This is a genomic window from Wolbachia endosymbiont (group A) of Barypeithes pellucidus, from assembly GCF_964030885.1.
Lineage (GTDB): Bacteria > Pseudomonadota > Alphaproteobacteria > Rickettsiales > Anaplasmataceae > Wolbachia.
The window spans coordinates 1,194,835-1,209,568 of sequence record NZ_OZ034985.1 but is presented as its reverse complement, the minus strand read 5'-3'; the positions used below and the strand labels follow the sequence as shown (position 1 = coordinate 1,209,568).

The window sequence follows — 14,734 nt, the reverse complement described above, 5'->3', positions numbered from 1 at the left end:
GATCATTAACAGAGTACAACTCGCATGAAATGCTTTCATTGCTTTTTATACACGGACTTTTTAACTTACGCTGTTTACTTAGGGAACACCCCGATAACATAAACACAGCTAAAACAAAAAATAATAGCTTTTTAAACATAACAAAACCTTTTCATTTATATTACTACACTCATTTCTCTTGTTTGTAAAGATTAGGCATATTCTTTTACCCTTACCTCTTTTTTGACCTTTTGAGAAGAAATAGTTGCACTATTCAAGCGCAGTTTTATATAATCGTCTACGATTTGAGTCACTTCCTCTTCTTTATCCCTTAGAAAGTGATTAGTCTCATCTATTATATGGTATTTCATGTGATCACTTTTTACTGAATTTATCAACCTTTTTGCTAATTCTGTTACATCGCTTTCTTCTGAGATTGTATCATTACTGCTTTGTATTATAAGCCCAGAAACTGGACAGGGAGAAAGAAAAGAAAAATCGTACTTAGTTACCGGAAGAGAAAGAGCAATAAAACCCACTATCTCAGGGCGGCGCATTGTTAGCTGCATAGCCACCCATGCTCCAAAAGAAAAACCAGCGATCCAAATTGGAACGTTGCTAGAATTATGTTCCTGAAGCCAATCAATAGCTACCGCAGCGTCAGTTAACTCTCCTATACCCTTATCAAAAGTTCCAGTAGATTTTCCCACACCCCGAAAGTTAATTTTCAATGCAGAAAAATTGTTATCGATAAAAGACGTATATGTACTATGTACAATTTTACTATCCATATTACCACCATATTGAGGGTGATGATGTAAAACCAGCACAACCGGCGCGTTGGCATCTTTGCTTTGGTGGTATTCACCTTCTATCTTTCTTGTTGCATTATTCAAAAAAACTTCTACCACGGTAACTCCTAATAAAAACCTGCTTGACAGGTATTGATGACATGAATTATTAATTATGTATTAATTTCGCTGTTTTTGCAATAAATTTTTTATCGTGTTAAAGCTAACGTACATAGTTATGGCTATAGTTGATGGTAAACTTATTTAAGTGACAGATGAGTCCATTCTCTTTAGAAAATAGTGGTTGCGTATATGCTGATTACAATGCAACTGCTCCAATTAGTGAAAATGTAAAAAAAAGTATATTTGAGGTCTTGTTAAAACAAACGCTCAATCCATCATCACTACATAAAAGAGGACAAGAAGCGAGGAAGATTCTTCAGGAGGCAAGAGATAACGTACGTGGTGCTATTGGCGTCTCAAGTGATAAAGAAATAGTTTTTACGTCTGGTGCAACCGAAGCGAATAACCTTGTTATGAGAGGAATAGCAGGCTATCTGCATGTAATTTCAGCTATAGAGCATCCTTCAATTCTTAATTCTGCATGTAATCCATATATAATACCCGTTAATCTGGAGGGCATTGTTGACTTTTTAGAGCTAGAAAAAATTCTAAGCAAACTTAAAGGAAATAAAGCAATAGTTTCAGTTATGATGGCAAATAACGAAACCGGAGTTATTCAGCCTGTTAAGGAAATAGCTGAAATAGCACACAAATTTGGAGCAATTTGCCACACTGACACTGCTCAAAGTGTTGGAAAAATTAAAGTTAATATGGAAGATTTAGGAGTGGATTTACTCACTTTATCCGCCCATAAATTTGGCGGTGTAGCAGGCAGTGGAGTTTTAATATTCAATAAAGAACTTGCGATAGAACCTATTATAATAGGTGGTGGACAAGAGAAGGGATTTCGTGGTGGTACGGAAAATATTGTTGCGATTGCAGGCCTTTCTGCTGCACTGCAAAATATTCCAGATCTTCTATCCAAAATGGATGAAGTAAAGGAGCTACGTGATCAATTAGAGTGTGAATTATTAAATCTTGCCAGTGACATAAGAATCTTCGGTAAAAACTCTAAGAGGCTGCCAAACACAAGTTTTATTTATATGCCAGGAGTAAAGAGTGATGTGCAGCTCATGCATTTTGACTTGAATCATATTGCAGTTAGTAATGGTTCTGCATGTTCTTCTGGAAAAGTTGAGCCTTCCCATGTTTTGCTTGCAATGGGGGCAACAAAAGAGCAAGCAGAGTGTTCAATTAGAATCAGCATAGGTCCAGAAACTAAACCACAAGACATAAAAAAAATAGTGGATTGTTGGTATAATATCTACAAGCAGAACACCTTGGTATAGATAATACGTGGTATCATGCAGGGAGCTATAAATTAAATGTAAAAAATTACTTTACAAACTCCGCCAGCCCCCTTATCATGAAACTGAAGGTATTCAGTTATCTTCATCTGTGCAGATTAAACAGCAAGAAAACAACGTAGTTGGCGTCTTGTTTTTAATTTTTTGCACTATGTGCACCTTATGTCTTCACAGTATTTCTAGGTTTTTACCTACACAAGCTGAAACGCGCTTATAAGTCGTTTAAGACAGTATAGTACGCCAATTTGCAGGATTAGAGAGTGACAACTAGCTAACAAGGGATTTCTTTTGCCTTTTTTCTGCTTAGTAAATTTCTTAAACATTTAAACTAAGGTGAGTTGCAATTAAAAGCAGCTAAATTGCAGTGTTTAAGACTAAAAAAACGCCAATACTGAAAATAGACAATGACCAGGGTTTCTTTTGCCTTTTTTTTCGTTTGGTAAATTTCTTAATATTTATAGCTAACATGAACAAACATTTGAGAGTAACTTCCGCTAGTAGGGTGTCATCCCAGTGCCTTGACTACTTGGATCCAGGAAAGTTTGCTTGCTCACAAGCAAACTAGCATAGAAAGTGGTTACAACGTTTTCGATGAGATTGCAGAAAGGCTGGATTCCAGTGTCAAGCACTGCCGTCATAAAGGAACCAGTGTCAGCTATTTGAATAACATTATCCTTTTTTCTGGATCCCAGTGCCCCTATGATGTCATTCCAGCACTTGATGCTGGAATTCAGTTTTCTTTACAAATTCACCAAAAGTGCTTCATTCTATAACGCAAAACCCATACTCACCAAACCCAATGCATTACTTGCAATTAAGTTTCCTGGATCCCAGTGGGCTTTGTTGCATAGCAACTGAAAAAATCTTGCAGTTACTGACAGAATTCATTATAAAACAGCTATTTAACCGACAAAGGAAAAATATGCCACAAAAAATGAAAGTCAGTAACCAAAATGAATATAACAAATTTCTCCAGGAAAGAGGAAATATTTTTCATTACATCGATAAAGCTATCGAAAATTGGTATGAAATTGGGCCAAAAATGCAGGGTGGCAACTATATTTATAGTGATAAAGTTGTAATTTTGGTGCACATAATCGTCAGTCTCTTTAGAATTAGTTTAAGACAAACAGTCGGGTTTATAAAAGGATATTTGCAACAAATAGGAAGAGATTTGGCAGTTATCAGCTATTCACAAGCATCAAAAGAAACTTGATATTAAGATCAATGATTGCAGAGTTGATAAAAATAACATGGAAGATATCGAAATTGCTATAGACAGTATAGGAATTAGTATATACAACAACACACAGCAAAGAAAATAGCAAAGATAGAGAGTACCGCGGCTATAAACAAGTAAGAAAATTGCACATAATGTTGAGCAAACAAGTCATAGCTACAAAATACAGTAATGGCGTTTACTCTGATCACTATGGAGCATTGGGGAAATTTGATGTTAAATATGCTATAAAAGCACTATATGCAGATAGGGCATATGATAGAAAAAAGCTCTATAAGCTGTGTAATCAATATGGCATAAAAACGAAAATTCCTCCGAAAAACAACGCAGCAGAGCATCCAAAATTGGATTATATGCTTGATAGAAATGCCGCTATTCAGTTAATGAAATTACATGGTGAGAATGGTATAAAAAGATGGAAAGAAGAAGTAAATTACGGAAAAAGATCGTATATTGAAGAATTTTTCTCAAGGTTGAAGCGAATATTTGGGTTTAGTTTTAAGAATAAATCTGAGACAAATAGAGAGAAGGAACTACTTATTAAATGCTACTTAATGAACAAATTTACTGCAATTGGTATGCCTAAATTTGAAATAGTCGCATAAAATTATTTACTCTGGAAAAAACTTACGTTGCTATGCAACAAAGCCATCCCAGTGTCGGCTACTTTGTTCGGTAGAAGCTGTAGCTTTACTCCTCTCGTTTGAGTTATATTACTACAACTCCCCCTAAAGAACCGTGCTTGCAGATTTCCCGCACACGGCTCATCAATATTAGTTTTCACAGTCGTCCCTCTTATGCATATAAAGAAAAATGTATTTTTGGCTTTGGTAATGGATTTACTTCTACGTAGTGTACAAACTGTTCCCAGGTCATACTCTTTTTCTGACTACGCCGATTTATCCATTTAAATGCTAGCTTTCTTACTGATGTGTAAAATTGTTTCAAACACCAATAATTTCCGCTAATACCAAAGTAGTTATAGTGTCCTGTTAATTTAGCCTTCAGTACTTGCCACCAATCTTTAAGTCGAATACTTCCGCGGACTATTTTCAACCACTCCTTGATTTCTTTTAGTTTTCTGGCTAGATTTAACTTTGAGGTTTTATGTCCCATTATTAATCTACCACGACGACTTTTTGCACCATAGTGCGTAAACCCCAGAAAATTGAAACTTTCCGTCCTTCGTTTCTCTCTTATCGCTTGTTGCCACTCCCTCTTGCCAAACTTTACTACTCTGGTCTTGTTTTCAGATACTTCCAACCCAAATTTATTTAGCCTTTGTTTCAGTAATTCCAGAAATTCTTCCGCGTCTACCTTACTTTCGCAACAAACCACAAAATCGTCGCAAAACCTTATTAGTTGTATATATCCTCTGGATCTTGGTTTAAATTTCTTTTCTATCCATAAATCCAACACATAATGTAAGTATATATTTGCTAATACAGGACTTACTATACCACCTTGGGGTGTACCTTGTTTTGTTGCTTCATAATTTCCAGCTTCGACTATCCCTGCCTTGAGAAACCGCTTTACTAACCACAGCAAATTTGGGTCAGTTATTCGTTCCCTTAGACATCTCATTAGCCATTTATGCTGTATATTATCGTAGAACTTCTTGATATCCACTTCTACAATGTAGTTTATTGGCTTGTACATAACTGCTTTATCTAGTGCATTTACCGCTTGATGACAGTTTCTTCCAGGTCGAAATCCATATGAGCTGTCCAGAAAGTTTGCCTCGTAAATATTTTCTAATATCTTCTTCAGCATAATCTGTACTAATTTATCCTCGGTCGATGGTATTCCGAGTCCGCGTTTCTCTTTACTTCCAGCTTTCGGTATATATACCCTCTTTACTGGTTGTGGTTGATATTGCTTCCTCTTCATACTTTCTACTAGCACTTCGAGTTTCTCATTCAGATTTTCTCCGTATGATTCCACTGTTATCTGGTCTACTCCACAAGCCTTGTTACGCTTCAGTTCTTTATAACATCTCGCAAGATTCTCTGTATTTATCAGATGGACTAACGATGTGAATTTTAGTCGCTTATCTTGCTTTGCTCTTACTGCTATCTGGTTTAGTTTATTTTGCATGTTATTCCAACCTCCGTTGTATTGGCCTAGCAATCCCTATTCCAGTTACTATATTGCTGATCGCTTCCCCTTGTACGTGGCTTTCCCACATTCTGAGTACTATCAATCAGTCCGACTTCCCCTGCATCTTCCGCTAGTTCTTGCCTTTGTTGACTTGTTCCAGCGTACCTTTGTAGGAATGCATAGGATCTCCCAAGTTCACTTGAAGTCCATTTCAATACATGGCACGGTCTCAGATCCCGATAGAGTGAGTGATAACTTGCCTTTACGTTATCCTTCATGCTGTCTTCCATGGCCATGAAAATGTCGACCTCTATGTCTTCAGGTATTTCGGAACTCAATCCCTTCACTTTCGTTGTACCCTGCATTGTCCATCCCACTAGCTCTATTACACTCGTTACCTCATGCAACATAGTGGTCTGTTCCAAACTGTTGGCTAGACTTTGTTTGTGTTGGATTTTCACCAACTGTTCTCCAAGCACTTCTTGGCGCACCATGACACCACTTACTCGCAAATTACCTGCAAATTGCAATGTTCGTACAGCTGTGTGTCAAGCACTGGGGTGACATCTTACTGGTGGAGATCGTCCTCAAATTGCAATCTTTGTACAGTTGTGGGTTTAGGCTACCTATAAATTCTAAACTGTTGTTACGTATTAGGACCACCAACCCAGGACCCAAAGTCAGTTTAGCTATATCAGAAAACAGGTTATGTGGAAATCTTAAAATACTTCTTGTTCGCCAAGCAAAATAAATACATTCCTACAAACAAGCAGATGCTCAATACTGACACATAAGAAAACTTAAAAATTAAATCTCTAATATATATTGATAAGCATTTACCTGCAGAAAATTTGTATAGTAATCCAACACATACAACGGCACTATCAACAACTGATGCTATAATTAAAGTAATGAAATTTGCCATATGAAAATTCAACTTGGACTTCAATTTTTCAAAAATAATTATGCTTGAGAGAAGAGAGACTAAAATTGCAGTATATGAAATCAATATCATCAAATTAAAACTTTGCCATTTAAAAACACAACATAGCGCTGTACACACTATTAATCTGTACGTAGCTTTGCTTTTGCCATAAAATTCAACCATTGAATTTACAACTAAAGCAGCTCCCACAAATAAGGCAGCACATATCATCAATTTATTTGAAGTGTTGAGTAAAGAAAGACTGATAAACAGGAGTATCGATAAAATAGACATAATCAAATTTAATAACATACATTTATTTTAAGTAAATATTGCACATAGTGAAAGAGTTATTTAGCATAATCAAAAAAAATATTTTAAACTGACATGCTATAGCTAACCCAAGAAAGGTTTTCCTACGTCATACCGCCGCGGTATCTCTAGATCCCGCTAACAACTTACTATTACCCATAAATCTAAAAATGGAGAAAAAGCTGCTATTTTACTAATTCAACTTTCTATTATAAATAGATCTATGGTCTAAAAATGGAATATATGATGAAAAGAAATATAAATACCTCAACTGGCGAATGGGCAGAAAGTGAATTTGGAATTGTTAATTTTGGTGATATAAGATTAAGTAAGAGGCTTTTAAAAATAGTTAATAGTTTTGCTGAATCGCCTGAGCGTTCAATAAATCAAGCTTGTGAAGATTGGCATCAAAGTAAAGCAGCTTATAGATTTTTCCAAAACGATGCCATTTCTGAAAGAAAGATATTAGACAGTCATATAATTAAAACTGTTGAAAGAGCTAAAAACTATCTTAGCTATCCAAGACACGAGTTATATTTCATATAAAAATCATAAAAAGACCGAAGGATTAGGGATTATAGCAGCAAGATTAACATCTAAAACAACTAACTTTAAAACCCATGATGCATACAACGTTTGCAGTTACAACAGAAGGGCTACCTATAGGATTATTAGATCAAAAAATTAGTACTAGACCTCCTTTGGCTGAAGACCTAAAAGAGTTGAAAAGAAGAAGCCATAATACTGCTATTCCGATAGAAGAGAAAGAAAGCATACGGTGGATAGCATCACTTAAAGATTCTACTCACCATCCTGGATTAAAGAACGTTAAGGTAGTTACCGTTTGCGATAGAGAAGCAGATATTTATGATTTATTTGAAGTCGCTTCCACTAATCAATCTCTTTTTGTAGTAAGAGGAAATCAAAACAGAACAGTAAATAAGAAGTCGACTTATTCTGAAAAAGGTGGTGAAAGGTTGTGGGATTTAATGAATCGCATGTCTTGTCAAGGAGAAATTCAAGTCTGCTCGCAATGATAAACCTCAAAGAACAACAGTTTTAGAAGTAAAGTTTAGTAACTTTGTGATGAATGCATCAAAAAATAATGCTAGACGTAAAACCCAAAAACTTCCTAATTTAAGTTTAAATGCTGTCTATGCTATAGAAAAACACCCCCCATTTGGCGAAGAACCTATGAACTGGATTTTGTTGACAAATATAAATATTAATAATTTTGAAGAAGCAGTAGAAAAAATACAATGGTATTGCTTAAGATGGAGAATAGAGGTTTTTCATAAAATTTTAAAATCCGGTCTTAAAGTTGAAGAATGTAGGCTCCAAACAGCAGATAGATTAATCCGCTTTCTTACAATTATGAGTATAATTGCATGGAGAATATTTTTTATCACACTAGTAGCTAGAACAAATCCAAATCTTTCTTGCACTGTCATACTGACTGATGACGAATGGAAGGTTTTGTATACCAAAATGCTTAAGACAAAAGACTATCCTGAAATCCCACCACCTATAAGAGAAATCGTGAGGTGGATAGCCAAATTAGGAGGGTTTTTAGCTCGCAAAAATGACTTAGCTATAGCTTTGTGGAAGGGATGGAAACGTCTCTTTGATTTAGCAGAAGGATGGAGACTCGCTCATGAATTTTATACTTGTGGGTAATAGTAAGCGCTAACAAGCAGCGGGATGACGAATTTGTCATTTATCAAATCGTCTGTAAACCTAAGTCACTTTAGCTATATAATAACTATTTCCCAAATCTTTCAGATTTACTTTTAAAACATCCTTTATATTTAGCACCTTTTTCTCTGTTACTTTGCCAATACATGAATAAACCGCACCTTCAAACAATGCTTCAAACCTCTTCCGATTTTGTGATGCAATAGTAACCAAAATTCTACTTTGCGATTCAGAAAACATTATTATCTTGTTTATTATACCTGTATTTTGTATTTTTCCTATTGGCACTAGTGAAAGATCGATTTCAGCACCAAGGTCTCCTGCAATTAGCGATTTTGCCAGAGCAATAATTAATCCGCCCAAGTTTGGTGCGATTGCAGAGGCAATTATGCCATCTCTTATTGCCTGGTTGTAACGCTCATACAACTTCCTAGCGCTCTTTGCATCAACTTTTGGTACGTTGTTATTACCTATTCCACTATATAACTGATATTCAGATCTACCAAGCTCATCGTGGGTTGTACCAAGCACATATATCAAGTCCCCCGGCATTTTCACATCAAGCGATACCGCACTTTCAATATTCTCTATAACTCCAATTGCTGAGATGAGTAATGAAGGTGGTGCAGATATCATCACTTTCTCGCCATTTTCGTCATATCCCTTAAAGTCGTTAAACATACTATCTTTTCCGGATATGAATGGTGTTTTAAATGCAGTTGCAAAGTCGTAACAAGCCTCTGCAGCTCTCTTTAGTTGCCACAGCCTTTCTGGATTATAAGCATCACACCAGCAAAAATTGTCGAGCAACGCTAGATGATTTATATTTCCTCCTGCGGCTACATAGTTGCATATCGCGGTGTCAATTGCACATGCTGCCATGTGGTAGGTGTCAATTTCTCCATAACTCGAGCCAAACCCCTGTGATTTCACAACACCTTTGTTTGAAGAAAAGATTGGCCTTGAAACAATAGCTTCACTGCACACTCTTCCCTTGCCCTGCAATGGTTTTAGCACTGACGATCCTTGAACTTCATGGTCATATTGCACCACTATAAACTCTTTGCTGCATATGTTTGGTCTGCTCAGCATTTCTTTTAGCTCGACTTCTAAAGATGCTGGATTTGTTGTCATTCCAGTGCATGGCGCTAGAAGCCCCTTAGACCACGGCTTTGTCTGTAAATGCACTTTGGGATTACCATCATGCAGAAATTCAGTTTCGATGTCCATTATTGGTGGAGCAGAAGAGAGTTGAACCTTAGCCCTCTTGCTATCACTGAACTCTCCAATCACACAAACCTCCACATCATGTTTTTTCATGATTTGCTTAAACACAGGAAGATTTTCTTCTGGAACTGCTAAGGTCATTCTCTCTTGTGATTCTGATATCCATATTTCCCACGGAGCCATACCATCGTTTTTAAGGAGAACCTTGCTCAAATCAACTTCAAATCCGTCTTTTCCCATTTCACCAATAGACGATGATAGACCGCCTGCTCCATTATCCGTTATTGCATTATAAAGATCAAGATCTCTTGCTTCCAAGGCGGCATTGGATAATTTTTTTTGTGTTATAGGGTCACCAATTTGTACGATTGTTGAAGGGCTGTTTCCCGACAAAGCCTCTGAAGAAAATGTCGCACCGTGAATTCCATCTCTTCCAACTCTTCCACCAATAATTACAATCTTATCGCCGTTTTTAGGTCCTTTTATGTGTGAAGGTGCATTATTTATACTGCGCGGAATAATTCCGACACTTCCAACAAAGACCAGCGGCTTCCCACAAAATCTATCGTCAAAATATACCGACCCAAGTTGTGTTGGAATACCAGAGCAATTACCAGCAACATTAACGCCATGAATCACTTCTTTCATTATATATTTCGGCGGTAAGATCTCATCAGTGCGCTCTTTATCCCTATAAAATTTGCCTTTTGCTTCTTTGGCAAAGCAAAAGTAATAGGTATTCATTATAGGTTCCGCGCCTTTCCCGAAACCCACTATATCACGATTAACTCCAAGCACTCCGGTCATTGCTCCACCAAATGGATCAAGAGCTGAAGGGCTATTGTGAGTTTCAACTTTATCTACGATTAAGTAATCGTCATCAAAAATTATTCCCCCTGCGTTGTCGGAGAAAACTGACACGCATATGTCAGAATTTATCTCACGCGTTGCACGCTTAATATAATGAGCATATAGACCGTCTTTTATTTCATCAATAGGAGAGCAAAAAATATTGTGTTTACAATGTTCGGACCAAGTTTGTGCTAGGGACTCAAGTTCAATATCATATGGATTTCTATTAAGTTTTTTAAAGTAATCCTTTATAGCTTTCATTGCTGCCAGAGAGAGCCCTAAAGTACCATTGCCATCGATTCCATCTTTGCTGATCTTTTCAAGCTCTTGGTCACTTACATTGAGGTCAACAGACTTAGCCCCATTACTACTTGATGTTATCCCAGTACTCTCTTTTGTCATCCCAGCCCCTTCTTTTGTCATTCCAGTGCTTGACACTGGAATCCAGTTTTCATTATACAATTGCTTGAAGTTTCCTGGATCCAAGTACTGGATGACACCAGGTGAGGCATTCGATTTACCATAATACTTCCAACGGCGATTGCTGTTTTCTTTATAAACAAGAATGCAATACTCAGTGATAGGGTTGAATTCTTGTTTTATATCATCTTCAGTTGGCAAATTCCCTTGCCCTAGAATCAATTTTGAACTTCTTGCTTTTATACAAACATTTTCATCAATGTAGTTCTTGTTTATTAAATATTCTCTAACAATTTGTTTCGCTGTGTTGCCTACATTGTCGGTCATGCCAGGTAAAAAGCTTATCTCCAAGCCCCACTTTGCTTGTGGTTCTATGAAGTTATATTGAACTTCTTCAAGGTTTTCATTATAGGAATAATAATGGCAATCTTGTATGATTCCATTATAAAATAGCTCACAAATTTCTTCATATAATTTTGGTGGTAATTCTTTGTGTATATAAATCGAGTAAACGTTGACTAACCATCTGCGGCCAACTTGCTCACATTTATTTAAAACTTCTATTCTAATGTTTGTCATATAAAAGATTTTAATATATAATAGCATACAAGCACATTTATATTTTAAATAATTTCTATACAATAAAATATTGTATTAATTGTTACTGTTAGTGGGAAGAGTTTTTACTGTTAATGTGGATGAATCCCTTTTTGATGTGCTGGTTCAGCATATATTTTCTGAATATGAAAGAGAAAAAATTCCCGAGATAAAGATCATACTTCCCTGCAAAAGGGATGTAATAGCGCTGCTGAGTGCGTTCAAGAATTACAACGCTAAAAAATGCATAATTTTGCCAGAGATAGTTTCGCTAGAGAACATCGATGAGGAGGATTTAATATTAAATCTTGATAGAGTTAAAGTTATCAATCCAACAAAGAGGACGCTGCTACTCATTCAATTCATATTGGAGTGGAATAGAAAAAATAATGATAATTTCCCCATTGATTTAGCTTATAGCCTGCCATCATTGCTTGATAAAATTCGATCTATCCAAACAACGGATTGTTATCAATTCGATGAACATTCAAAAAAAATAGAGAATTTCATAAGCTTACTCATTGAGAGTTGGAATAAAATTTTAAAAGATTTAGGAGTAGTAGATATATTAGAACATAAGAGTGATTACATAAACAATATGATAATCTCTTTACAAAAAGACCAACATATAATCTTTGTTGGAATTGGAAAGGATAAGTCGTTAATTAAGGCTATATATGACCTGCCGTTTGGAAAAATAATTTTGCCTAACCTGAATTTGAAAATTAAAGAGAAAGACTGGAAATTGCTTGATAAAAAACACTATCAATATTGTTTGAAAGATTTGTTGGATTATTTAAATGTAGATAGAAGGGATGTGAGTTTTCTGCCAGAAGCGTGTTCTGGTGTCATCCCAGTGCTCCGACACTGGGATCCAGAAAACTTAACTTTAAATGAGCGCACCAGGTGGCTGTATAATGAAAACTGGATCCCAGTGTCAAGCACTGGGATGACAGAAGAAAGGGCTGGGATAACAGGAAGTCCTGAGGAATATCTAGATTACGTCTTTGATACAACTGCCGATCTAAGCAAAGTTAGTAATGGACATATTGGCAATATTGAAGTCATCACTTGTGATTCCAGAGAGGAAGAAGCACAAGTGACATCATTAATTATAGAGAATGAAGGTTATGAAAACGTTTCTTTGGTTGTCTTTGATAAATTACTTGCAGCTCGTATAGCATGTTTATCAAGGCAACACAGTGCCATACCGGAAAATTACCCTTATATAATGCTTCTGCTTTATAGTATCGAAGTTTTGACCTCAAATTGGAGCAGTGTGTCATTACTTTTGCTCCTTAAACATAGGCTAGTGACTTTTGGTTACACTCAAGAAGAGTACTCTCGGATTTTATCTGAATTTGAAATAGAGATATTACGCAACTTTAGTACAAATGGCCTGAGCGATATTATAAATGCTATCAATGCCCATAAAAAGCTAAAATATAAAGAGAATATATTGCTTATTATCAATAGGTTAGAGGTTATATTTAATCTTTTATTTGATTCTATAAATTGCCCTATTTCTGATGTGGTGGCAACTCATTTGCAGTGTATTAATATGCTATCTGGTATAAATTTTTCAGAGCTAAATAGTGAAATAGGTAATTTTACCTGTAATTTCTTAAATGCATGTGAGGGTATAGAAATTAAGTGCTCCTTAGAGTTATATAGCCAAATTCTGACTTTATTTTTAGAGAAAGAGTTTTTCTCTGTAGCAAGTGACTTGAATAAATTCAGCTTATATCACAACAAAGTTGTAATACTTGCTGGATTTAATGAAGCGCCAAGCTTTCAAAGTCCGCTTTTGAATGCACTTACGAGAGAAAAATTTAATCTTCCTTCTGCGCAAGAAGAGCAGGGGTATTTTTTTTATACTTTACACAATTTGTTTTGCGCAAGTAAGGTTTATATTACAAGATCGCTAAGCCATAGAAAACCAATTCTATTGCAGCGTTTGGAAATTCTGCTCAAGGAGGGGAAACAGCCGTATCGTGATTGGCTGAGGGTATTAAATACGCCTGAATGTACTGTTCCATGTACTCAACCTATGCCAAAACCTCAAACCGAAGTTAGAAAAGAAAAAATGCAGGTGATGTCTTGCAGTGCAATAGAAAAGCTAATTCGTAATCCTTATTCATTTTACGTTGAATATATACTGGGCCTTAAACAATTAAGAGACTTGAATTTTAAGCCATCGATATTGGAATTTGGCACTATGGTACACAACATTCTTGCAAGATATTTACGCAACAAAAAATCGCTGATGAGCATTGCACGAGAAGCATTCTCGACTAGTCAGTTTAATTTTTCAAATATGTGGTGGGTAAGACTGCAAAGGATTTTTGTCGAATTTGATGAGACTCGAAGCAATTATGTTGAGTTGGAAAAGAGTTTTACCTGTCCGATATTTCATATTGGTGTCATTCCAGCGCGTGACGCTGGTTCTTGTGATCAGTATGAAACTGCTGGAATGACAAATAGGCCACAAGAAGTTTCACTGACAGCAAGATGTGATAGAGTTGAGTATCTACCAAGTGGGCAAGTAGCAATTGTAGACTATAAGCTTGGTTCACCACCTTCCAATGAAGAAGTGATGTCGGGGTTTTTTCCGCAATTAATTTTACAAGCCTTAGCGGTAGAGTATGTGACCGGAAGGGAAGTCTCAGAACTTGCTTATTGGAAACTTGATTATGATAAAATAAAAGTTATTTCTTTACGAGATTATAGACAAAAAATGCAAGAATTTCAGAATGATCTGCCAGATTTTTTATCTAATTATTTAAGAGATACTATTCCCTTTGTTGCCTCTCCATATTTTGATAAATTCCTGAGATTTAACAGCTATAAACAGCTAGAAAGGGTAGGGGAGTGGTTGTAAATGGTGTCATGTAAGTAGCTGACACTGGTTCACTCTATAATGGTGTCATCCCAGTGCCCAGAGGTGTCATCTCAGTGCTCCTTTTTTTGTCATCCCAGTGCCCAGACACTGGGATCCAGAAGACTTGATTCTAACCAAGTGGCTGCATAATAAAGACTGGATGCCAGTGTCAGCTACTTGCATGACAGCAGTCCTACGTCATGCCGCCGCGAACCGTCATACCGTCACGGTATCTCAGCCGCTAACATGTAGCGGGATGACGGTTGTCGTTTAACTATAAATATT

8 protein-coding genes and 2 pseudogenes are annotated in these 14,734 nt (G+C 36.3%); 4 read left to right on the top strand and 6 right to left on the bottom strand.

Going from position 1 to position 14,734, the window contains the following annotated elements; all coding sequences use genetic code 11:
* Positions 1 to 191 precede the first annotated feature (191 nt).
* A complete protein-coding gene (locus tag ACQH1X_RS06190; protein WP_425386018.1) occupies positions 192 to 890 on the bottom strand; it encodes an alpha/beta hydrolase in 699 nt (232 codons plus the stop codon).
* Positions 891 to 1,045: 155 nt separating this feature from the next.
* Between ACQH1X_RS06190 and ACQH1X_RS06185 the strand changes: the two genes are divergently transcribed.
* The gene (locus ACQH1X_RS06185; RefSeq protein ID WP_425386017.1) at positions 1,046 to 2,182 is read left to right on the top strand and encodes a cysteine desulfurase family protein; all 1,137 of its coding nucleotides are present in this window, start codon (positions 1,046 to 1,048) and stop codon (positions 2,180 to 2,182) included.
* 940 nt (positions 2,183 to 3,122) lie between these two features.
* Positions 3,123 to 4,045 (top strand): annotated as a pseudogene (locus ACQH1X_RS06180) (IS5 family transposase).
* 2 nt (positions 4,046 to 4,047) lie between these two features.
* Here ACQH1X_RS06180 and ACQH1X_RS06175 read toward each other — a convergent pair.
* The 4 genes from ACQH1X_RS06175 to ACQH1X_RS06160 all read right to left on the bottom strand — a co-directional run bounded on the left by ACQH1X_RS06175 (position 4,048) and on the right by ACQH1X_RS06160 (position 6,759).
* Positions 4,048 to 4,224 carry a hypothetical protein gene (locus ACQH1X_RS06175; protein ID WP_425386016.1) on the bottom strand — a complete coding sequence of 59 codons (177 nt, stop codon included), beginning with the start codon at positions 4,222 to 4,224 and terminating at the stop codon, positions 4,048 to 4,050.
* Positions 4,225 to 4,235: 11 nt separating this feature from the next.
* Positions 4,236 to 5,537, bottom strand: coding sequence for a group II intron reverse transcriptase/maturase (gene ltrA, locus ACQH1X_RS06170; protein ID WP_425385808.1), 1,302 nt, complete (start codon positions 5,535 to 5,537; stop codon positions 4,236 to 4,238).
* A 26-nt stretch (positions 5,538 to 5,563) separates the two neighbouring features.
* Complete coding sequence (locus ACQH1X_RS06165; RefSeq protein ID WP_246433168.1) at positions 5,564 to 5,950, bottom strand: hypothetical protein; 387 nt, start codon at positions 5,948 to 5,950, stop codon at positions 5,564 to 5,566.
* A 296-nt stretch (positions 5,951 to 6,246) separates the two neighbouring features.
* Positions 6,247 to 6,759 carry a hypothetical protein gene (locus tag ACQH1X_RS06160; protein ID WP_425386628.1) on the bottom strand — a complete coding sequence of 171 codons (513 nt, stop codon included), beginning with the start codon at positions 6,757 to 6,759 and terminating at the stop codon, positions 6,247 to 6,249.
* Positions 6,760 to 7,020: 261 nt separating this feature from the next.
* On the opposite strand from ACQH1X_RS06160, the pseudogene ACQH1X_RS06155 reads away from it, so the two are divergent.
* Positions 7,021 to 8,454 (top strand): annotated as a pseudogene (locus ACQH1X_RS06155) (IS4 family transposase).
* 60 nt (positions 8,455 to 8,514) lie between these two features.
* Here ACQH1X_RS06155 and ACQH1X_RS06150 read toward each other — a convergent pair.
* A complete protein-coding gene (locus tag ACQH1X_RS06150; protein ID WP_425386015.1) occupies positions 8,515 to 11,550 on the bottom strand; it encodes an AIR synthase-related protein in 3,036 nt (1,011 codons plus the stop codon).
* Between the two features lie 91 nt (positions 11,551 to 11,641).
* Between ACQH1X_RS06150 and ACQH1X_RS06145 the strand changes: the two genes are divergently transcribed.
* Positions 11,642 to 14,449, top strand: a complete 2,808-nt coding sequence (locus tag ACQH1X_RS06145; RefSeq protein WP_425386684.1) for a WPE palindromic element domain-containing protein — start codon at positions 11,642 to 11,644, stop codon at positions 14,447 to 14,449.
* Positions 14,450 to 14,734 lie beyond the last annotated feature (285 nt).

What these genes read in the sequence shown, in the direction of transcription:
- ACQH1X_RS06185 (WP_425386017.1), top strand. Translation starts at nt 1,046, where the DNA reads ATGAGTCCATTCTCTTTAGAAAATAGTGGTTGCGTATATGCTGATTAC.
- ltrA (WP_425385808.1), bottom strand. Translation starts at nt 5,537, where the DNA reads ATGCAAAATAAACTAAACCAGATAGCAGTAAGAGCAAAGCAAGATAAG.
- ACQH1X_RS06165 (WP_246433168.1), bottom strand. Translation starts at nt 5,950, where the DNA reads ATGTTGCATGAGGTAACGAGTGTAATAGAGCTAGTGGGATGGACAATG.
- ACQH1X_RS06160 (WP_425386628.1), bottom strand. Translation starts at nt 6,759, where the DNA reads ATGTCTATTTTATCGATACTCCTGTTTATCAGTCTTTCTTTACTCAAC.
- ACQH1X_RS06150 (WP_425386015.1), bottom strand. Translation starts at nt 11,550, where the DNA reads ATGACAAACATTAGAATAGAAGTTTTAAATAAATGTGAGCAAGTTGGC.